The organism is Vibrio sp. 10N.222.49.A3 (genome assembly GCF_041475145.1).
Taxonomy (GTDB): domain Bacteria; phylum Pseudomonadota; class Gammaproteobacteria; order Enterobacterales; family Vibrionaceae; genus Vibrio; species Vibrio tasmaniensis_A.
The window spans coordinates 1-20,655 of record NZ_JBFRVM010000040.1 but is presented as its reverse complement, the minus strand read 5'-3'; the positions used below and the strand labels follow the sequence as shown (position 1 = coordinate 20,655).

At 43.8% G+C, this 20,655-nt stretch carries 13 protein-coding genes and 1 pseudogene; 5 read left to right on the top strand and 9 right to left on the bottom strand.

Features of this window, described 5'->3' with window-relative positions:
• Window positions 1-2 precede the first annotated feature (2 nt).
• Complete coding sequence (gene torS, locus AB4589_RS08545; RefSeq protein WP_372100137.1) at window positions 3-3,026, top strand: TMAO reductase system sensor histidine kinase/response regulator TorS; 3,024 nt, start codon at window positions 3-5, stop codon at window positions 3,024-3,026.
• Window positions 3,027-3,243: 217 nt separating this feature from the next.
• On the opposite strand, the gene AB4589_RS08540 is transcribed toward torS, so the two are convergent.
• The 3 genes from AB4589_RS08540 to AB4589_RS08530 all read right to left on the bottom strand — a co-directional run bounded on the left by AB4589_RS08540 (window position 3,244) and on the right by AB4589_RS08530 (window position 8,699).
• On the bottom strand, window positions 3,244-5,598 hold the full coding sequence (locus AB4589_RS08540; protein WP_372100135.1) for a fatty acid cis/trans isomerase: 2,355 nt from the start codon (window positions 5,596-5,598) through the stop codon (window positions 3,244-3,246).
• Between the two features lie 141 nt (window positions 5,599-5,739).
• Complete coding sequence (locus AB4589_RS08535) at window positions 5,740-7,404, bottom strand: VRR-NUC domain-containing protein (RefSeq protein ID WP_009844865.1); 1,665 nt, start codon at window positions 7,402-7,404, stop codon at window positions 5,740-5,742.
• Window positions 7,405-7,460: 56 nt separating this feature from the next.
• Window positions 7,461-8,699, bottom strand: a complete 1,239-nt coding sequence (locus AB4589_RS08530; protein WP_009844864.1) for an OFA family MFS transporter — start codon at window positions 8,697-8,699, stop codon at window positions 7,461-7,463.
• Between the two features lie 594 nt (window positions 8,700-9,293).
• Between AB4589_RS08530 and AB4589_RS08525 the strand changes: the two genes are divergently transcribed.
• Entirely contained in the window at window positions 9,294-9,674 is a 381-nt protein-coding gene (locus AB4589_RS08525; protein WP_012600906.1) for a hypothetical protein, read from the top strand.
• 181 nt (window positions 9,675-9,855) lie between these two features.
• On the opposite strand, the gene AB4589_RS08520 is transcribed toward AB4589_RS08525, so the two are convergent.
• Window positions 9,856-10,200 (bottom strand): YajD family HNH nuclease, encoded by a 345-nt coding sequence (locus AB4589_RS08520; protein WP_004730279.1) that lies wholly within the window; start codon window positions 10,198-10,200, stop codon window positions 9,856-9,858.
• Window positions 10,201-10,475: 275 nt separating this feature from the next.
• Between AB4589_RS08520 and yghU the strand changes: the two genes are divergently transcribed.
• From yghU to AB4589_RS08505, 3 genes and pseudogenes are all read left to right on the top strand, one after another.
• A complete protein-coding gene (yghU, locus tag AB4589_RS08515; protein WP_372100132.1) occupies window positions 10,476-11,333 on the top strand; it encodes a glutathione-dependent disulfide-bond oxidoreductase in 858 nt (285 codons plus the stop codon).
• A 275-nt stretch (window positions 11,334-11,608) separates the two neighbouring features.
• A pseudogene (locus AB4589_RS08510) lies at window positions 11,609-16,115 on the top strand (SslE/AcfD family lipoprotein zinc metalloprotease).
• A gap of 204 nt (window positions 16,116-16,319) precedes the next feature.
• Window positions 16,320-16,643 carry a DOPA 4,5-dioxygenase family protein gene (locus AB4589_RS08505; protein WP_017103393.1) on the top strand — a complete coding sequence of 108 codons (324 nt, stop codon included), beginning with the start codon at window positions 16,320-16,322 and terminating at the stop codon, window positions 16,641-16,643.
• A 126-nt stretch (window positions 16,644-16,769) separates the two neighbouring features.
• Here AB4589_RS08505 and AB4589_RS08500 read toward each other — a convergent pair whose 3' ends face one another.
• The 5 genes from AB4589_RS08500 to AB4589_RS08480 all read right to left on the bottom strand — a co-directional run bounded on the left by AB4589_RS08500 (window position 16,770) and on the right by AB4589_RS08480 (window position 20,511).
• On the bottom strand, window positions 16,770-16,922 hold the full coding sequence (locus AB4589_RS08500; RefSeq protein WP_009844874.1) for a hypothetical protein: 153 nt from the start codon (window positions 16,920-16,922) through the stop codon (window positions 16,770-16,772).
• Window positions 16,923-16,998: 76 nt separating this feature from the next.
• Window positions 16,999-18,291 carry a sensor histidine kinase gene (locus AB4589_RS08495; protein WP_372100130.1) on the bottom strand — a complete coding sequence of 431 codons (1,293 nt, stop codon included), beginning with the start codon at window positions 18,289-18,291 and terminating at the stop codon, window positions 16,999-17,001.
• Window positions 18,288-18,962, bottom strand: coding sequence for a response regulator transcription factor (locus tag AB4589_RS08490; protein WP_372100128.1), 675 nt, complete (start codon window positions 18,960-18,962; stop codon window positions 18,288-18,290). The genes AB4589_RS08495 and AB4589_RS08490 overlap by 4 nt, the downstream gene beginning before the upstream one ends.
• Before the next feature lie 8 nt (window positions 18,963-18,970).
• Window positions 18,971-19,882 (bottom strand): sterol desaturase family protein, encoded by a 912-nt coding sequence (locus AB4589_RS08485; RefSeq protein WP_372100126.1) that lies wholly within the window; start codon window positions 19,880-19,882, stop codon window positions 18,971-18,973.
• Window positions 19,883-19,893: 11 nt separating this feature from the next.
• Window positions 19,894-20,511 carry a hypothetical protein gene (locus AB4589_RS08480; RefSeq protein ID WP_371710477.1) on the bottom strand — a complete coding sequence of 206 codons (618 nt, stop codon included), beginning with the start codon at window positions 20,509-20,511 and terminating at the stop codon, window positions 19,894-19,896.
• Between the last annotated feature and the right edge of the window lie 144 nt (window positions 20,512-20,655).

Genomic DNA, 20,655 nt, shown 5'->3' with positions numbered 1-20,655 from the left:
TTATGTTGTTAGCTTCAGCGAGTATTGGACGCAAGCTACTGGCCTCATTCTTAGTGATGGCCCTGTTGGTTTTATTGTCTGCATTGATCGGTGTTTCTGGTTTTAGCTTTGTAGCAAAGACTGAAAGAAACGTCGTCGATTCTGCTCTTCCTGCCATGATCGAAGCTCGTCAAGTATCTGAGTTGAGTAACCGTATTATTTCGTCGGTACAAACGCTTTCTAATGCGAGAAATGAAGCAGAAAGAAAAGAAGCGGGCACTATGTTGTTCGGTCAACTTGAGTCGCTTCTTCAGCATATCAAAGAACTTGGCGTCGACAGTTTTGATTCCCAACTTCTTAATAAACTCGAAAACAATGTCCAAAGTGTTATTAATACACTGGCTGAGTTGGGCGTGTCAGTTGAACGTAAGCTTTGGTTAAACAAGGAACTGTCTTCTCGTGTTGAAGAGATGCGTCTACTTGCGGAAGAGCTAGAGCAGCTAACCCGAACCCAAGTGTTGAACACGGCCACCATCGCAGTTGCCAACGTCACACACATCTATGACCTACTAGAAACTAAGCAAACTGATAAAGCCTACCAAGCCTTAGATGCGCTTGTTGAGGTTGACCTTGATTTGTCCGAACGCTTGCACGAATTACATTTGTTGGCGTACAAAATGCTTAATCAAATTGAAGAAACGCAGACTGTCACTAACGTTGAACGTATTCATCAAATCCAATCTGAGTTTGAATCTAATCTAAGAATTATGGCGCGCCGTGTGAAAGCGGTCGAAGATCCGACTCGTTCAGCGCAGATGTCTCAGCTTCTTGAAGAATTAAGAAAACGCCAAGTCGTGTTCGATATATCGCTAGAACAATATGAGAACACCAAAAAATCTGAATTTTTGATGCAAAATACGCTGGAGCTGTTTTCGCAACTGAATACAACGGTTAACCAATTGATCGATGATTCGAATCTAAGTACCAAAAAAGCGGTTGATGAGCTAACTAGCACGCTGAATCTAGCTCAATGGTCGTTGTCGGTGATTTCAGTTATTGGCTTGGTTATCGTTGCCGTTATTGTGTGGCGAGTTGTTTATATCTCGGTGGTTAAACGTCTTACTGAATACTCTTCAGCTTTGATGTCTATCGCTCAGGGGCGTCTGAATATCGATATCTCGGTTAAAGGTAATGATGAACTGGCTCATATGGGTGAGGCTATTATTACAGCGAGAAATACGGCACAGGCGCTACAAGTGGTTGCCGTTGGAGAAGCGAAGGCGAAACGTGAGCTCGAAGAACATAAAGAGCACTTAGAAGAATTGGTCACCGACCGAACTTATCAACTGCAAAAAACCAATGAGAAGTTGAATGTCGAGGTGGAAAATCACGCTAAGGCTCGTAATGCCGCAGAACAAGCAAGCCGGGCTAAGTCCGCCTTCCTCGCGACGGTGAGCCATGAAATACGAACACCGATGAATGGTGTGTTAGGTACGGCTCGATTACTTAAAGATACTGGGCTAGATCCTTTGCAATCGGGTTATGCCGATATCATTAACCGCAGCGGCAAGAATCTTCTCGCCATTTTGAATGACGTGCTTGATTATTCAAAGATAGAAGCGGGGCATTTAGAAATACGCACGGCTTCGTTTGATCTCTACCAAATGGTTAAAGATACCTACCAACTAATGGAGGGACGTGCTGCTGAAAAGAAACTTAATTTCGATTTCCATATTGAAAGTAACGTACAACGTTATTGGCGTGGTGATGTAACACGAATCAGCCAAATTTTGAATAATCTGGTTGGCAATGCGATTAAGTTTACTGAAACAGGCTCAGTCGATATCTTTATCAGCTTAGATATAGAAGATGAAAATCGAGTGATGTTTGAAGTGTCAGACACGGGGGTTGGCATTGATAGCAAAGAGCAAGCTTGTCTGTTTGATGCATTCACCCAAACCGGTAGTGGTCGCAATAAAACTGGTGGCACAGGGCTAGGACTAGCGATCAGCAAAAGTATCATGCAGGCAATGAACGGTGATATTGGTGTTCATTCCGAAGAAGGTGAAGGGAGCCAATTCTGGTTCTCAGTACCTTTGTTCGCGGGTGAGAAGATTGAAACGAAAGCACCGACTATTGAAGCTTGTATCCGTGCCAAAGTATTGTTGATTGAAGATAACCCTGTTAACTGCATTGTTGCTGAAGGGTTTCTGAATAATCTAGGCCATGACGTTGTGATGGCGACAACAGGAGAAGAGGCCAGAGCTATATTCAGTGAGCAGGCGTTTGATATTGCGTTGGTAGACATCAATCTACCCGATTGTGATGGCATAGAGCTGATTCAACAGTTAAAAGCGATTCTAGAACAAACGTCCACGGCTGAGCCGCTAAATATACCCCCTATGGTGGCGGTGTCGGCGCATGTATTCAATGAAGAAGTCGAGAGCTATTTAGCATCAGGGTTCGATGGTTTCTTGCCTAAGCCGTTGGAGAAAGAGGCTCTTTCTCAGCTCATCGTTACTCAACTCGATGGTAAAGCACTGTTGTTACCACAGCCTGATCCGAACGATGCTGTTTGCAAACAAAACTATAAACGCGTTATTGAGAGTAACAGTGATGAACGGAACGCCACACAGGTGGCTGATGTTTTGGCTAATCACACGGCTACCATTCATGCTCAATATGATACCCAAGACCGAGGAGATGCTCCGGTGAAATTGATTGATTCCAAAGTGATAGAGGGTGATCTGTCGATTCTTGGATTAGAGAAAATGAAACAGATCGTTGCGCTGTTTGATGAAAGCAGTGACCTGACCTTGAATGAATTAGCTGAGGCGAGTCAAGCGGATGATGGACGAGAAGTGAAGTCCTTGGCGCACAAACTTAAAGGGTCGGCGGGTAGTTTGGGTCTATCAGCACTGTACAGCTTGTGTCAGAGCATTGAAGCAAGCGAAGAACCATTATTGCAGTATCGAGATAACGACCAAGCTTTATCGGAACTAGTTAGAGATTCGTTGAAGGCACTTGTGCCCTATGTTTCCGTTTAACGATGTGAGCCTGTTTTAAGCTTATACCTAATCTGCAAGCTAAATAAAAAATCCTCTGAACGACTATTCGTCAGAGGATTTTTTTTAGCATGTGTACCAATGGTTCTCTAAGAAAGACTCACCAACATTCCAAGCAATATAGCCGACGCTCGAGGCAATATAGTCAATGCTCAAAAGCTAGAATCAAGGTATACCGTTTACTCGCTATCTATTTTTACTATCTATTCTCAAAACGGTTGTAATCCAATAAACCAAACTCAATCGGTTGATCTTGTTGATACCAACGGTGAACTCGGTCGCTGAATGGCCAAAACTCAGGCGAACTGCGTCGTACTGCAAACTTATCCAGTAACGCGACGTAATCTTTTTCTGTGTCCAAGCTTTGCAGTGCTTTAACCAGAGTCGGTATATCGCGCTCAGTTAATGACAGATAAGCGGCAGGGTAGCTACCTATAACCCCACGTACCAGTGTTAAGTCGTCATTGGCGTAATCTCGATTACCCTCTTCATTGAACAGGCTTGAAATGTTGCTGTGAGCGTTATTGTGAATCATAGTGAACAGCTGCTCATCGCCGCTCTCGCTTTCAATCATGATCGTCACTAATTGAGGCACATGACGCAGACCAACTCCCTTAATCAAATTCACTTGTTTGAGCAGAGCTTCGTTTTTCCGACTGAACCCTGTTTCGACAATATCAAAGCGATTATCGAGGATCGGCGCGAGCTTATCTTTGATCATATTAAGCAGTTCACGCTTAGGATTTGTCGTTTTGTATATCACGTTGGTTGGCTGGTCAAAAGGTGCAATATTACGCTGCAAGTAGTCGCTCAACTGTGAGCTTTGGTTTTCATACCAACTTGAGTGTTCAATGTGTCGTACGTCTTTTGGAAGAAGGGTCAAGAAGTTACTCTCACCCTCAAGGCGCAAGAAGTCCATAAACATGCGGGTAATCAGTTGGTGGCCGAAGTTACCGTAGACATCAAAACCAGCAACGAGAAGGTAATGGATACGTTCTAGAAGGGCGTAATCAAGAATCCACGCTGTCTTGGGTTGTGGGCCAACTAAACCTTGAACAACTGAAGCGCTATCAAAGTGTCTAAAGATAGTAAGCGCGGCATTACGGTTCGTGCCATTGCCATCCCAAATGATATCTGTGTCTAGATTTACTCCGCTATCAAACCATTGATTGGTGAAGTCTGATTTTGCGTTAAGGTATCGAGCTTGTTGCTTCGCGTAGCTCACCCAGCTTGTGACAGGGACAGTGTTGCTTTCTAGTTCACTAGGCAGCTTTAGGTTTTGCTTCTGGTTGGCATAAAACTGATTAACTTCAGGCAGATCTGCTTTATCAGGATCGATGAATAGTACCCAGAATCTATCATTGATCACGTTGAGTGCGAGCTGCCCGCGACACACCGGCCCCTTGATAAAGGCCATGATGGTGTTTTGTGCATTGTCCAGCATGAAATGGAAGCGCGAGTTCACCGGAAGAGCTTCAAACGAAGTCATTGGATTCGCCGCGACGTCAATCGCGTAGCTAGGAAGTTGTTTGACAGCGTAACGAGCATCCACAAACCATGTGTTCCAATTGTTCAGGCGTTCTTCATTTAATGCGAAAGGCATGTGTGTTTTGTGGACGATGGTGCCTTGCTCTGGAATCAGGCGATAATAAACCCGATCCACTTTTGGATCGTCGTAAGGTCGACGACTCGTGATGCGTTGAACCGCTTCACCTGGAGGTGTCGCAGAACGAACCAAGGTGAAGAAGCGTGTTGGCTGAGCTAAATCAGAGAAGTAGAGGTGTGATAGAAACAGATGTTCATAGATATAACGTGCTGAAAGCTGGCTTTTATTGTCACTCTTATTGAGAAAGCTCTCGTAGATATCAACGAGCTCTTGTTCCGCATCATTCAGTGGAATATGGTCGTTCATTAACGCGCCATTTTCCAACCAGCTCATTAAAGTCGCGTATTCCGTTTTATCTAAGTTCGGCATTCCATAAGGCATTCCCCACGTCGGGTAATCTCTTTCGTATTGAGCGTACTCTTCAATGGTCGGACACTGTTGGTCGCGATCGGTTGAAAAGTCGAAGCCTTCAAGTTGCGTTTGATCTGGAAGAGGGTGGTTTTCTTTTTGCATCAACATACGAGAAACAAGCCCAGCATCAAGGTTAGCCGTTGAATTCTGCATACGTTCGTTAAGCACTGGATGAAAATCCGCATCACGCCACTCTTGTGTGGTTATCGCGTCTTCAAACAGGCGGGTAGGGGCTGAGGCGGTTAAACGGGTGCCTTGATAAACGAGTGCCTTACTCGCCCCTCGGTCGATACCTTCAACTGATGACATTTTGAGCTGGCAAGGTGCATCATAACAAGCGTGGCAAACAACACAGCGGCTATCAATGATAGGTTTGACTTCGTCAATGAAATGCTGTGCTTGAGATGAAAGAATCGGCGCTTGGCGATCTCGGACTTGTTGTTCACCAAAGAGCTGATCGAAGTTCAACCCCGCGTAGACGGCACAACCTGAGAAGACGCTAACAAAAGCTAAAATGAAGAGTTTTTTCAAATTCATACGTATTAAAGATTAGGCATTTTCTCTAATTATATCGAAAATGATTGAAAAAGCTCATGTTCTGACTATTTTATAGATAAGATATTGATGTAAGTTATTTACTAGAGACTAGAGACTAGAGACTAGAGACTAGGCAACTATCTAATGATTGACGTAGCAAACCGAGAATGGAACAGATAATCGCTCGAACTCTTTGATCCATCGCCACTGGTTGTCTTGCAATTTATCGCCGGGCCCTTTGACCTCAATCCAATGAAATTCATCGTCCTTGAACGCAATCAAATCCGGCATCCCAGTTCTAAATAGCTTTAGCTCACTGAGCATCACTTTGAATAGCTCGACGATTAAGGCGTTCGGAATAGCCTCCATACTGTGCTCAATGAGTGCTTGAGGGAAATGGTTCCAATGAACGAATGGATTTGCGATACCGTATTTCTGGTCGTAGATATCAAGCAATTGGTTTAGTCCTTGCTCGGATATGGTTTGAAACGCAGCCTGGATCTGTTTAACTCGTTTGTCTACGAAATTTGAATGGTATAGATCCAGAGGGCGATGTTGGTAGCGATTGATAAATGCGCCCTCAACGTCTGCGAAAATCACTTCCCAAAAGGCTAAGCCAAACAATCCACATAAAAAACTGTTCTCTGAAAAGTAGACTTCCCAACCTTGGTTTTCCAAGTGTTGCTTCACCGCAAGTTCAACTCGCGTTTGGCTGAGGTCTAATTCCAGTTTTATCTCTTTGCAGCTCGGTTTTATGGTTCGAGAAACTTTGTGGCCCTGTTTCCGTAGTAGCCTGTTTTCAAGCTTAATAGCGACTTCCTGCTCTGATACATCCGATGGATTCGCTTTCATTTTCGTGACAATGTCACACATTAAGTTTAGCTCATCTTGCTTGTCATAGATGCGTGCAAGTCGTTCTCTGCTTGGGGGAAGTACGGATTGTTTGAACCAAAAGACAGCTTGATCGTTTTGGTTGAGCCTTTCTAGATCGCGAGCGATATCATTGATCAAACGCGATCGTTTTCTGGCAATGCTTCTGTGCTCTGATTCTTCAGGAATCGAGTTTAAAATCTGCTCCAGAAACTCACCGTCTTTGCGGTCCCCTTCTGAATACAAGCGTTGAATATCACGTATCTGGAGCAGTTGATTGAGCTGTTCTCTAGAGGTGAAGAAACGACGCTGTTTACTTAATGGGTAGTTTTCGAAGGTGTTGAGTCCAAGATCGCTAAGAACGAATTGGCTTAGGTCTTGATAAGTATTGGCAAAGAACAGTAGCAGCAAGACATCAATAACTTCAGATTTGACAACGTAAATACAATCGAACGACAAGTTTCGGAACTTATTAAAAGGTTGGTGATCGAGCAAAGCCAAGAGTTCGTCTTTCTTCGCTGTCTTATAGTTCATAAGAAATGGAAATGCGCTGAACAGTTCTGGTTTAGTCAGTAGATGTAATCCTAATTCGAGATCATTAATGACAAGATTATGTTGTTCGGTAGGGTGGCTTAACGCAATGAAGTTCGATGTGTTTAGCTCTTGTAGGGCGTTTTTCAGATCTGGAATTTCAGCATAGTCGAGCTTATCACTTCGAAACCAGCAGCCTTTGCGAGAAAGCAAACGAATCATTAGACACTGGCTTGCGACTGAAAGACGTTTGTATTCAGACAACCAACGGCATTCATCGTCACTCAGCAGATCTGGATAGAGTGTTTGAGCGTGTTCAATCAGTCGATTGAAGTTGTCGAGATAATAAGTAGGGGAGAGCTGAGGAGTGGTTTCTATCGTCAATGGATTAGTCGCTTGATACAAAAAGAGCCTAACCCTAAGGTTAAGCTCTTTCTATTTTTAATCAATCGAGAACTGAGTTAAGCGCTTGCTTGCTTAAGTTCTGTTGCTTTCGCTTCTGAGATTGGTTTAGTCACGATAGCTAGAACAATACACACGGCCATCATAGCAGCAGAGATTGTGTAAGCTAGGCCGTAACCTTCGCCATTCGTCATTGAGTAACCAACAACCGCAGCACCGATAGCACCACCGATACCCCATGCCGTGTAAAGCACGCCGTAGTTCGTACCGTAGTTTTTCAGGCCGTAGAATTCCGCAGTTAGTGTTGGGAATACTGCTAGAAGTGTACCGTAACCAACAGCTGCGATAGCCGTACCAATGATTAGCGTAAATTCAGAGTTGAACGTAGCGAATAGAGCCATGTTCGCACCTTGAAGGATGAACGCTAAAAGTAGAGTACGTACGCCACCAATTTTATCTGCAAGCATACCTGCAGCAACACGACCGCCTGAGTTGAATACAGCAAGGATAGACGCTAGGTAAACCGCGTTTGGTAGGTTCGCTTGAACGCTAGCAATCGTAGTGATGTTACCGATGATCATAAGACCAACAGAAGCAGCAAATGCGTACATGATCCATAGAGAGTAGAACTGAGGAGTCTTCAGCATTACTTTCCATGTTAGGTCTTCAGTCTTCTTAACCGCTTTAGGTGCTTGGCCTTCTTTTACTTTAGGCTCAGCTGGCGTGTAATCCGCTGGTGGGTTGTTGATCGTTGCCGCTAGAGGTACTGCGATTGCAAGTACACCAACACCAAGAATCATAAAGCTTGTTTGGATACCCATGCTATCGATTAGCGCAGAAGTTAGTGGTGCTAGGTAAATAGCAGCAAGACCGAAGCCTGCAGCGATTAGACCGTTAACCATACCTTTCTTAGAAGAATGGAACCATTTCATTGCTGATGGAGAAAGACATGCGTAACCGAAGCCGATACCAGCACCTGTCATCACGCCAAACGTTAGGTTTAGCATCATAGGAGTCGTAGCGAAACCAGAAGCAATCATACCTAGGCCAGTAAGCGCTGTACCAAGAATAAGGATCTTACGTGGACCCATACGGTCTTGTAGGATGCCTGCAACAAGAAGACAAACAGAGAATGTGATAGTTGCAATAGCGTAAGGTGAAGATGCTTCAGCAGCACTCCAACCAGCTTCAGTAACTAGCGCCTTGTTAAATACACTCCAAGCATACAGGATGCCAAGACAAAGGTTGATACAGAAGCCTGCTAGCAGGATACGTGATGCTTTATCAATCTTGCTCATTTTTATTCTCAGTTTTGTCGTTGGTCAGTGGTGAGCCACTTAACTAAAGACGGGTTATTGTGATTGTTTCTTCAAAATTAGTTTGCGTTTATCAACAGACAACGCAAAAGAGCGCGGATTATAACCAATAAAAATGTGATTGGAATCTCTTTTTCCATTTTCGGTAAATAAACTCAAAATTGTTAATGGGTTGTTTTTTGTTGGTTTGTAAGTTGTGTTTAATACCTTTCTATTTTGTTCTTTTTAGCGTGGCGGGCTTATTTTTTAAGGGATTCTTCGATACACATTTCAGATTGCCCACGTATCCCGTGCGGATATCACAGAGTTACGAATTATTTTAAATATTTTCCAAGGTTAATTTTGTGTAACAAAATAAATCGAAATGACGCTTTATTCATATGAGACAAGGGTTAACGGAGGTTTATTAAAAACAGTATGTTAAATGATTGTTAACTTGGGTTTTTGTTAGCACCGTTGCTTACATTTTGTTCAACTTGAGGGGTTGTGTTGAACAAAAAAAATGGGAAAATAGTACGCAAACTGAGATTCCAAATTTGAAAGGATGCGTTTCCAACCTATGGTGAGGCGAGTATTATGAAACTGTTTTTAATTTTATTGATGTCAATTTCTGGTGGTGTAGCGGCAGCTGACCATATTCACTCTTTCCTATTCGGCTTCTATATTGCGGCGTTAGCAGTTGGTAGTTGTTACTGGCTGGCATTCCGTAGCACGCGTTTCCCACAGTTGGCATTAATGCTATTGATGTGTGGCTTTTTTGCAAAAATTGCAGTGACCGTTATCGGTGTTTCTTGGGGTATCTCAAACGATATCATTCAATCGCCGTTCATTTTCTCATTGTCATACCTATTCTTCTTGGTCGTAGTGACTTACGTTTGGTTTGCATACCGCGATAAGTTGACGCTTAAAAAGCGCGCTAAGCAGGTAGAAGAGTCTCGCAAACAAGCCGCTGTATAATTCAGAATTCTAAAAAGGAGCCTTCTTCGGAAGGCTCTTTTTGATCTGGCCTCTCTTAACTCTATTATTTGGTTATGATTGCAGATAAAAGAAACCCCAGTATGGTGACATACTGGGGTTTCTTGTTATTTATCTATTATCTAGCCGCTATCATTTAGCAAAGACGCGTTCTTAACGCGTGTTACTTCTTCATCAACTTCGCTAGATCGGCGAAAGGGTTGTGGGTCGCTGATTGGTGGTCGTCTAAACGAGCCTTGGCATCAACGCCATAACGGTCATGGTCTGTGTATTTTGAGTGTTCATGATCGTGACAGTAAAGGCACAATAGTTCCCAGTTACTTCCGTCTTCAGGGTTGTTTGTATGGTCGTGATCGACGTGGTGAACGGTCAACTCTCTTAAGTTCGAGTAAACAAATTCACGCGCGCACTTACCACAAACCCATGGGTACAGTTTCAGTGCTTTTTCACGGTAGCCTTTCTCTTGGCGAGCGTACGCTGCACTCGAGCCTGTGTAATCAGAAGACATTGCCAAATCCTTATCAATTGTAATCCCCCGATTTTATCACAGCTTTCTTTAACCTGTAGGCATGTCGTGACTAAATCATGTTTCGTACTAACCGTTATGTGGCTTAGGTTTGATTGGACACTTATCTTTTACGTGTGCTATCTCATAAAGCAGGTTATTTCTTTCTGGAATAAGCCATGCTTAACAGTTTGAAAAGAAATTATATTTAGGGGTTTTAACCAAGGGAGTGTGACCTAATATCAGTTAAAGCTACCCTATATTAATAAGGAAATATCATGTCAGAACAATACACTCCGCCAAAAGTTTGGGTTAACGATACTGATGGTGGTAACAAGTGGGCAAATATCAATAGTCCTGAATCTGGCGCTCGTTTTGATAAAGAGCTTCCTGTTGGTGACCATGCTTTTCAATTGTATTCTCTTGGTACACCTAACGGTCAAAAAGTCACTATCTTGCTGGAAGAGTTGTTAGCGGCAGGTGTTAAAGAAGCGGAATATGATGCGTATTTGATTAACATTGGTGAAGCTGAACAGTTCTCTTCTGGTTTTGTTGGAGTGAATCCAAACTCCAAAATACCAGCACTCGTTGATAAGTCTGGTGCTGAAGACGTAAATGTTTTCGAATCGGCATCTATCTTGATGCACTTAGCTGAAAAATTTGGTCACTTCTTACCAAAAGAAGGGGCAGCGAGAACACAAACCATTAACTGGTTGTTCTGGGCTCAAGGTTCAGCACCATTCCTAGGTGGTGGCTTTGGTCACTTCTACGCTTACGCTGATGAAAAGCAAGAGTACCCAATTAACCGTTTTGCGATGGAAGCGAAGCGTCAACTAGACGTTCTAGACAAGCAACTTGCAAATAGCACTTTTGTGGCGGGCGAAGAGCTAAGCATTGCAGATATCGCGATTTGGCCTTGGTATGGCAACCTTGTGTTAGGCAAAATTTACGATGCAGCCGAGTTCCTACAAGTTGAGTCTTACACCAATGTTGTTCGTTGGGCGAAACAACTTGAAGCTCGTGAAGGTTTTCAGCGTGGCCGAGTAGTGAACCGTTCATTTGGCGAAGAGTGGGAGCAAGTACCAGAGCGCCATTCCGCGGAAGACATTGATCGAGTTTTAAAGCTTAAGCCTTAGTTTTTTTGGAACGTGTTTTTGGGCAGATATACCCTATCGGTCTTAATGTTAATGGCTAATTGAAATGCTGTATCTCTAACGAGGTATGGCATTTTTTTGTATTAGGTACTGGAATGTTTCGCAGTTGGAATAAGGATCTCAAATTTGTTTTTTTATTTAAAATTCAATTGCTTATTGGTGGGTGCTTTTATCGTTAAGACAAAAAACAATAGTCATCGAGGTGGAGTAAATCGATAAGATAGCGGTCCATTTTAAACTACGATTAACATCGCTCAATGAAAAAAAACATAATTGCGCTGGCTATCATATCCACGGCTCTTTCAGGATGTAATGACGATTCACGAACCTATGGTGGCACCCCTGACGCATTGCCTCCAGCGGACATCATTCCACCAACGGATATTCTTCCGCCGACTGACATCATTCCGCCAACTGACATCATTCCGCCAACGGATATTCTTCCGCCGACTGACATTATTCCACCTACAGATATTATCCCCCCAACAACTTACATCGGTTCACTGTTGTCGAGCGGGGCGTTTTGTGTCTGGAGATGTGTACTGTGACGGCGTTCATCTTGAAAACGGAACGTTCAGTGTTAAACAAGGCGTGAGTTTTAGTTGTACCTTGGGTCACCTTACTTTAGGTGATTTCACTGCTCCTTTCCCTGAGATAACAGAGTTCACGATTTCAAATGATGGGCTTAACGCGGCATTTGAGTTGACAGAATTACACGGAGACAACGTTACTAAAGTACTCGAATCAATTGATGTTTGTGAGACAGAAAGTGCTATCTGTTTAAAAGAACTGGATGCTTTTGATATTGAGGATGTGTTCTCGCAACTTGATGATCAAGATGCTGTCGATGCATACTTTTCATCGAAAGAAGAAGAATCTACCGATGAAGTAGGTAAGGCTCCTAGTTCACACGTAGACACAACTGTTGTTCCTGCGGTTGACCCTAATGCGGACAATAACCTTAACGCTGGTTTTGTTTCTGCAGACGCGGAGTCTACCTATGCTTATAAGCCAAGTGTTGAAGGTAAGGTGTTAACTCGCAGTAAGCTTACAGATGCTAATGGTACGCCGATTTCTGGGATCAGTTTCTTTTCGGCTAACGCGACGGGCGTGACGGATGAAGAGGGAATCTTTGAGTACCTGTGGGGTGACAGAATCGCTTTTGGTATTGATACGTTTGAGTTTGGCGCCATTACGGGTAATCAGATTGCTTATCAATTGTCTGATGTGACCAATAATGTGGTAGAGAAAGCGAATATCCAGTCATTACTAGAGCGCTACGCGGTTGATCATCTAAGTCATTATGAGATATCTGAAGAAGTCCAAGATACCTTTTCAAAGTACCCTAACGTTATAAATGAACTGATTAACCTAACTCTGCCAAATGGGGGATTAATAGAGGGTACAGACTTTGAACTTCCTAATGAGTTTGTTGGTCAGTTTAGCCAAGGGTTAACGGCAGTAATCGATGAGCAGCTGCGCCAAACGCCTCAGTTTATGGATTATGTTCGTCAACCTGCCGTTTTATCTATGGATTCTGGTCAGTATGTAACAGAGTCTCTGCAGCAAATCTTTCACAACGTCACCACATTCCATGTATTCAATGATAATGGTAGCTTTTACGGTGCAACGGGTTATACCCGTGGTATGCGAGCTCTGAATATATCGAACAGAGCATTCCCTGTGATGATGCCAAGAACTGATAAAAACCGTGAGCTTTACTTTGGTGAGCAACAGGCCTGGACTCGTGAAGGCAAGCCTTACATCGCACAACACCCAAGCATCTCGATGCCGCCGATTCCTTTAGTCTCTGAAGACAACGCGACTTATGGTTTTCCATTCGTTACAGCAGGCGAGATAGGCAAAGGTAAGGTCGTGTTCATGGGTAATGGCTTATATCCAAGTATTCTGTCATGCCCTGAAAATTATTGGGCCAATCGAACATTGCATATCGATAGCAACAAACAACAGTGCACTGTTTCGACGTTCGAAAACCTACTGCATGATGACCAAGGCAGCATGAGGTCGTTTTTCTCGAACTTGTTTGAGTGGTTCAATAATGGTCTGCCTATTGCTGGGATGAATGCAGTCACCAATATTGACCAAGCTTATTCGGCTTATCACCATTCCACAATGGGTAAGCAGTACACGTTTTTTGTTAGTCCTCAGTATGGTTTTGCATCAGTAGAAAAGCGCGGTTCAGGTGACTTTGATGGTTTGGATGCGAGCACCACGCCTATTTTGATCCTTCAGGCATACCCACCTAAGTTGGTTCAAGATGGCATGACTAACCAGTTTGTTGCTGACTTGGATAACCCTAACTTAAACCAAGACGATATTACGGCTCTTATTAACTATGTTAATGACGGTGGCAATATCTTGTTTATGGATGCGATTCAAACGACTAACCCTGAACCTATTGGACGCTTAGCGGACGCCGCGGGTGTATCTCTAGGTGGTGAAAACGTTACGCCAACAAACCAAGCTTTCTGCGGTAGCTCTTATTACTGCCAAGCGCCGTATCCAAATCTTCACGTGAAGAGTGAAAAGGAAATGGTGGTTCTTGAGCGTTTTCAAGATAACCAAGGAGAGCCTCCGTTCACGGTAAATCAAGATGGTACGGTTGAGTGGATTGAAGATGAATCCAAAATCAAGTTTGAAATCCCGACTTATGAGGTTGCTAAGTTAGACGCTGAAGGGAAGCCAGTGCTTGATGCGTCTGGTGTAACGGTAATGGAGGCAAAATCCGCACGTATCTTTGTTGAATCTGTAGCAGAGCGTGAAGCGGCGATCAAAGAACTGCAGTCGGCATTCGTTGGCACTGAGCTTTGTAAGAACGAGTATGAATACGAATTTAACTGTATAGAGACTCGTTCTGGAGACGGTGTGACTGTTCGCGGTGCTTATCATAGAGCCGATTTCGATCGCTATGAAGTGAGTAAAACCATTGTCGACAGTATGGTGAAAGCAGCGAACTTGGGTTCTAACTTTACAGCGCTCTACGAGCACGAGATTTACTATCGCACGAAAGGTACTCAAGGTAAGCGTCTGTCTAACAGCGAATTGAATCAAGCGTTTGATAACCTGTCTGTTTGGATGTGGAATGACAACGCATACCGATTTGAAACAGACATACAAGATGAGTTGGGGTTCAAGCAAGCTGTTCAGTTCCTTAACTGTTATACCGAAGACTTACATCAAACAGATACACTAGAAGCACAGTGTCCTGTTGACCTAAAAGCGTCGTTAGTCGCTAATGGAATGATACACGGCGAAGGTGAGTTATCGGGACAGTTGAATCCGAGCTATCCATTAAATTACATGGAGAAACCTCTGACTCGCATTATGTTGGGGCGCTCATTCTGGGATCATGAAATCGTTGTTGATACCACAATGTATCCGGGTCGAACTTCAGGTGCATCTTCGTCAAGTTCGGTTCTTATCCAAACAGATGGCAAGGGCGTCACGTATTCGGCTGGGAACAATCAATCGACAGGTTTATGGGCTCCTCAGCTACAAGATGTGACGATTAGTCATGGTGTCGCTGCAACGATTACTGTAATGATGGCGGATGATCTTACAGGTAAGCCGAATCACGAAACGAGTTTGAAACGCCCTCCACGTATGCAAACCAGCTTTGACTACAATGGATCGAGCTTAACTTTCAAGGTTCCATATGGTGGCCTTATTTACATTCAACCGAAAGTAAAAGAGCTTGGTGAAGTCTCGTTTAGCATTGAGGGCGCGTTAAAAGCTGCTTGGTGGAAAGAGGGACAGTGGATTAACACTATTCAATCGGCAGACGCACCAATTGCAGAAATCGATACGGGTTCATTTATTTACACTACACCAATAAGGAATCTAGAATCCGCTGATTTGAACCAATTCGCAACAGATATGAATCGATTCGCTGAAGCTGCAAGTGACTTCTACGGGCGTGATGAGAAACAAAGCACGGGTTTACACCGTAGGTTCACTTATCCAGAACTGAAGGCGTTCCGCCATCGTTTTGTGAATGACGTGCAGATTTCGATTGGTGCTGCTCACTCTGGTTACCCAGTGATGAATTCAAGCTTTAACGCAAATCGGACATACATTCCAACCAACCCTGTGAACGACTGGTTGTTGTGGCATGAAGTTGGTCATAACTTAGCATCAGCTCCTTTCCTAGCGGCTGGTAGTACAGAAGTGACCAATAACCTTCTTGCGTTGTATATGCAGGAGTTAGAGGGGCGCAATGCAAACCCTGAAATGGATCGTATTAAATCGGATATTAAGAAAGCACCTAAATGGCTAGAGCTTAATAATGAACATGCGTGGTCACATGGTGATGCAGGTTTACGATTAGTTATGTTTGGTCAGCTAAAAATCTGGGCAAAATCGAATTTTGCAATTGATGATTGGTATACACGCGGCGCAAGCCAATCTGATGTGTATGGTGAAGATGAAGGCTGGAACATGTTCAAACTTATGCACCGTAAAGCTCGAGGTGATACAGAGGGTGATGCGGTTGAAAACTATTGTAGTGCCAAAGATACTGGGCTAACCGGTGGCGACTTAATGATGGTATGTAGCTCCTACGCTTCGAACTATGACTTAAGTGATTTCTTTGTTGCTTGGAACGTGGGAGAAACCTCGATGACTAATGCTGATGGCTCGAAGTCTTATAGTGGTGGAATTAGCTCTAAAGGTCTTAGTGCGGTTGAACAGTTAAAACTAGATAAACCAAAGAACAGCCCCTTGAATGTTGATTCAATTTACTAACGCTAATTCTTGCTAAGGCATTTTACAGCTAAAATATAAACGCCACACTTAAATTACGTGTGGCGTTTTTGTTGCAATGTTCTAGAAATTTCAGCTAGATCAGTCTTCTACATGATGTTTAATACTTCAGCTGCCATTGGTTGGCTGTCCTTGCTAGAGAAAGCAGGTTAAACTGTTTGCATCATAATTCTAAAGGATGGTGCCATGTACCACGGTCATATCTATTTCCCTCTGCGCTTTGCAGAGCAGGCAGAAACACTGCGTCAGAAAATTCTATCGGAACGTAAAGATGTGTTAGAGACTTTCCCATTAATACAGCGTTTGGTTGGGCCACATAAAATGCCGATGTTTGAGATTCACTTTGCGAACAAAGAGTCGGGCATTGTGGAATGGCTTGAAAAAGAACGCGGTGACATGTCGGTGTTGATTCACCCAGTAACCGGCGGTGAAGAAACTCTAGACCATACAGTACGTGCGACTTGGCTTGGTCGCGAGCTTGGTGTATTCGAAGATACGCTGACTAGCTAATTCAATTCTGCGCCCGACAGTGAGTACCTAACAATCTAACTTAGTAACTTAGTAACTTAGTAACTTAGGTGCTGTCGGGTGTGTCAGCGCACAGCTCGTTTTGCTCATCGTCTTCTTGCCGAAATTCTAGCTTCTCCAGCTATTCCCCAGTAACAGCGATACCGCTACCGACACGCCTAATGCGATTAATATATTAGGTAAGTAAAGACCCCAAATCGCGACACAAACCGCCACGGTTACCACAGCCCACAATAGTGTTTCTAGAATCCAAGTGCCCATAACATTACTCCTAACTAGATTGTGCGATTAGCATAACCAAGCAAGGGTAAACTTTTGGTCACCATCAATTAAGCATCTACAGAATTACCTTAACGTTGAACTCATTGTTGTGAGTTTCATGAGTAAACTGCCAACCTTGGTTCTGACAAACGCGATCAATGACCTCTAGGCCGATACCAAAAGAGGTTTGCTGTACTGAGTCGTTTGCTAGGTTTTCATCTTCCAAGCGGTTGATTACCTCAAACTGATGTTCTGTCAGTGTGATGCTGATATCTCCGCTGCCACCATGCTGAAATGCATTTCGGATTAAGTTGGTGAGCACAACCTCAGTTAATTCACGGGGCAGGGTATGTTCTTCTTGCTCAACCTTGGTTTGAATGTCCACTTCTTTGTTTTTTAAAAGATAACGTTGGCTTTCGATAATGTTATTGAGCAGGGGAGTCAGCTTGATTTGCTCATAGTTGGTTTCCATCTCGTTATTACGGCTCATCCATAGCAGAGTTGTCACTAAGGCTTTCATGTTGGTGGCTGAGCGTTGGATTCGTGCGACGGCTCGTTGGCCGCTGTTGGGAATACTTTCAGACAACCGCACCAGCATATCGCCACTGGCTGAAATAGTGGCAATCGGTGTTCTTAACTCGTGGCTAGCTGCTCTTAAGAAAAAGCTCTCACGCTCATTGGCCTGTCGTTCGCCTTGAACGCTTTTAACCAGTTGCGAAGCCAACTTATGGATCTCTTTATACCGAAACTGAGTCAGCCCTTCAGTGTCGTCCACATCCAGAGATTCAGACCATTTTGATAGCGTAATAATCGGTTTGGTGACTCGGTGTATCAAAAGGCGAATGATCAAAAACACCAAGAGTAAAAGGGCGCCGATGGCAATGAAGGCATTGTTAATTTGGTTCACGGAATCGGGTGGGTTGAGCTCGAACAGATTCAAGTAGATGGCTTCATCGTACTCAGAAATGATGTACAAGGCTTCGTCTTTACCAGAAACTTGATGTTTGGCGGCATAGAGGTATTGCCCTGATTTATTGTTAGGTGAAGGCTGGTAATGATCATAAATAGCGTCGTTATCAAACGCTTTCCAATCAAAGGCTTGTTGAAATTTAGCGGGCAGCTCCGAATAGGTTAGAAAGGCTTGGAATGTCGGGTTTTGATAGTCTGGTAATTGCCCTGTTTCGATGTAACGTTGTTCTGCGACTTCCAATTCATACAAGAATCCATATTTTGCCGATTCATTAAGGCCAATGTGGTAGCTCTGTGAAACCATCAAACTGTAGATGGCAGTCAGTAACACCACTATTCCAAATAAATAGAGATAGATGTCGCGCTTAATACTGACTCGATTCATGTTCGCGTGTTTCATGATGGCTCCTCATGCAAGACAACACCAATACCATGAACTGTGTGAATCAGTTTTGAGTCAAAGGGCGCATCAACCACTTGTCGAAGCTTAAACAGGTGCGCTTTCACGCTGTCAGAGCTTGGCATTTCGTCTTCCCATGCTTCTTCAAGCTTGGCTTTGCTCACCACGTTAGGGCTGTTTCGCACTAACATCACAAGCATTCGCCAACAGACTGGGGACAGCTTCAATAGCTTGCCGTCTCTAAGGGCTTGGTGCTTGTCTAAGTCCAGTTTGAGATCTGCCACAGACAGTGACGTCACCGATCCTTGAGAGCGCCGTATCAGCGCCATAAGCCGTACTTTCAGCTCTCCCATCGCAAAAGGTTTCACTAGATAGTCATCCGAACCCACTTCGAACCCAGCGATTTTGTCTTGTAATGTGTCCCTTGCCGTTAACATAAGGATAGGTGTCGTGACACCTTGTTGGCGAAGAGATTGACAGACATCGAGCCCGTCCATTTTGGGCATGTTGATGTCCGTTAAGATGATGTCATAACGCCCCTCTAACGCAAGATTGAGTCCTGCGCTGCCATTGTAAGCAAAATCGAATTCGAAACCGTCGAGTTCCATATAGTCTGCAATGGCTTCTGCTAAGTCGCTGTCGTCTTCAATCAGCAGGGCGTAAATGCTCATAAGTGTCCTTACTTTGTTTCTCGTTCTCTTTTCCAAGCCCAAATAGGCGGCTGAATAAGAAGCTGTAGTCGATAATTCCAATTTGGCGCATGCCATAACTGTTGGCACAGTTTAACGTAGCCGTGGAAATATACCTTAAATGGGTTCACAGAGTTGATTCTCGGGAACACACCGTATCTGACTTCTTCCTCTTCTTTAGCGAAGGTGCCGAACATACGATCCCAAATGATAAAGATGTCAGCATAGTTCTTATCAAGATATTGCTTGTTGGTCGCGTGATGCACTCTGTGGTGTGAAGGCGTATTAAACACCGCTTCAACAGGGCGGGGCAGGCGCTTAACTGTTTCGGTGTGCAATAGCGTTTGATAAAGCTGCACAAAGGTTTCACACATCAGCACCACAAACGGATTGAATCCGAGCAGGATTAACGGCAAATAAAAGAAGAACGGGAAGAACCAATCCAAAGGCCCGAATCGGTAAGCGACAGAGATATTAAAGTAAGGCGAGCTATGGTGAACAGAGTGCGTTCCCCAAGCTAAACCGTTGCTGTGCAAGAATCTGTGTTCCCAGTAGTACGCGAGATCGGCCAAGATCAAGCAACCCAGAATTGTCCAACCAGATATCGGTAGCTGAGTTAGGCTGAAATTCTCGTAGGCGTAAACAAACGTGCCCACATAGGCTAACCCGACAAAGAAAAGGGTCACCAACAAGAAGAACAAAGTGACTAAGTTAGTCGCGCTGTCTCCCAACATATTCCAGCTGAGCTTTTTCTTAAAGGCATAGCGGATAAGCTCAAAGATAAACAGAGCCAGAGCAAGCAGCAGAAAATTATCATCTACCCAAGTTTCGGTTAGGATGATGCTCGTTTCTGTGAATGTTTGAGAGAGAAAATCCCCAATGCTATCCATAGTGAAATTCATAACTAAATCCTTTACTGGTTGTTCTTATAATAGACGTATAACTCACTAGAATCTGGCAAACCATGCTGGTTCAGCTGGTGATGTTCTATAACCATATCCACTTCTTTTAATATCGCGATACCTTCCCAAGCTTGTGCTAATTCCTGTTCGGTATGTTCGCCTTTACCTAGTAGAAGCGTGCCTTTGGCTTTGTTTGGGAGCTTAATTAAGGACTTGTTTTTATTTGATTTTGATTGCTGAGTCGGGAAGCCAATCATGATTGTTGCTTCGCTGAAATCAGAGCTGATCTCTTGATAGATCACGATGACTTGTTGTTGTGCGCTCTTTTCGTCATTGACTTCGAGGCTCTGATAGAAGTCCACCCATAACTCAGGAACATCCTCTAATGGAATCGTCTTGCTCAAACCTTGCAGAAAAGTTGTGTTTGCAGTGACTTGTGGTTTTTTAGTTGCGGGCTTATTTGTTAGCGGCTTACTTGTTGATGACTGTTTCGTTGAGGAGTTGTTCGTTGATAACTCAGCGATTGGCTGCTCCGTCGATGCATCCGCAATCGCAGGCTGAATATGTAATAGCCCCCAGACAACACCAGTAATACCGACTGTCGTGAGTAATGAAGCGAATAATTTCATGCTCTTTCCTTGTGGTTCATTTTTCTTATCAAGGACAGTAAAGGAGGCGAGGTAAACAAAAGGTAACCGTGGGGATTGTTTTGGTCAGAGGGTATAGGTGATTCATTAAAAAAGGCTCCTCAAATGAGGTAATGCCGTTCACTT

Excerpts from the sequence above, each read along its gene's own strand:
- torS (WP_372100137.1), top strand. The coding sequence starts at position 3 with ATGTTGTTAGCTTCAGCGAGTATTGGACGCAAGCTACTGGCCTCATTC.
- AB4589_RS08540 (WP_372100135.1), bottom strand. The coding sequence starts at position 5,598 with ATGAATTTGAAAAAACTCTTCATTTTAGCTTTTGTTAGCGTCTTCTCA.
- AB4589_RS08530 (WP_009844864.1), bottom strand. The coding sequence starts at position 8,699 with ATGAGCAAGATTGATAAAGCATCACGTATCCTGCTAGCAGGCTTCTGT.
- AB4589_RS08525 (WP_012600906.1), top strand. The coding sequence starts at position 9,294 with ATGAAACTGTTTTTAATTTTATTGATGTCAATTTCTGGTGGTGTAGCG.
- AB4589_RS08520 (WP_004730279.1), bottom strand. The coding sequence starts at position 10,200 with ATGTCTTCTGATTACACAGGCTCGAGTGCAGCGTACGCTCGCCAAGAG.
- yghU (WP_372100132.1), top strand. The coding sequence starts at position 10,476 with ATGTCAGAACAATACACTCCGCCAAAAGTTTGGGTTAACGATACTGAT.
- AB4589_RS08505 (WP_017103393.1), top strand. The coding sequence starts at position 16,320 with ATGTACCACGGTCATATCTATTTCCCTCTGCGCTTTGCAGAGCAGGCA.
- AB4589_RS08500 (WP_009844874.1), bottom strand. The coding sequence starts at position 16,922 with ATGGGCACTTGGATTCTAGAAACACTATTGTGGGCTGTGGTAACCGTG.
- AB4589_RS08495 (WP_372100130.1), bottom strand. The coding sequence starts at position 18,291 with ATGAAACACGCGAACATGAATCGAGTCAGTATTAAGCGCGACATCTAT.
- AB4589_RS08490 (WP_372100128.1), bottom strand. The coding sequence starts at position 18,962 with ATGAGCATTTACGCCCTGCTGATTGAAGACGACAGCGACTTAGCAGAA.
- AB4589_RS08485 (WP_372100126.1), bottom strand. The coding sequence starts at position 19,882 with ATGAATTTCACTATGGATAGCATTGGGGATTTTCTCTCTCAAACATTC.
- AB4589_RS08480 (WP_371710477.1), bottom strand. The coding sequence starts at position 20,511 with ATGAAATTATTCGCTTCATTACTCACGACAGTCGGTATTACTGGTGTT.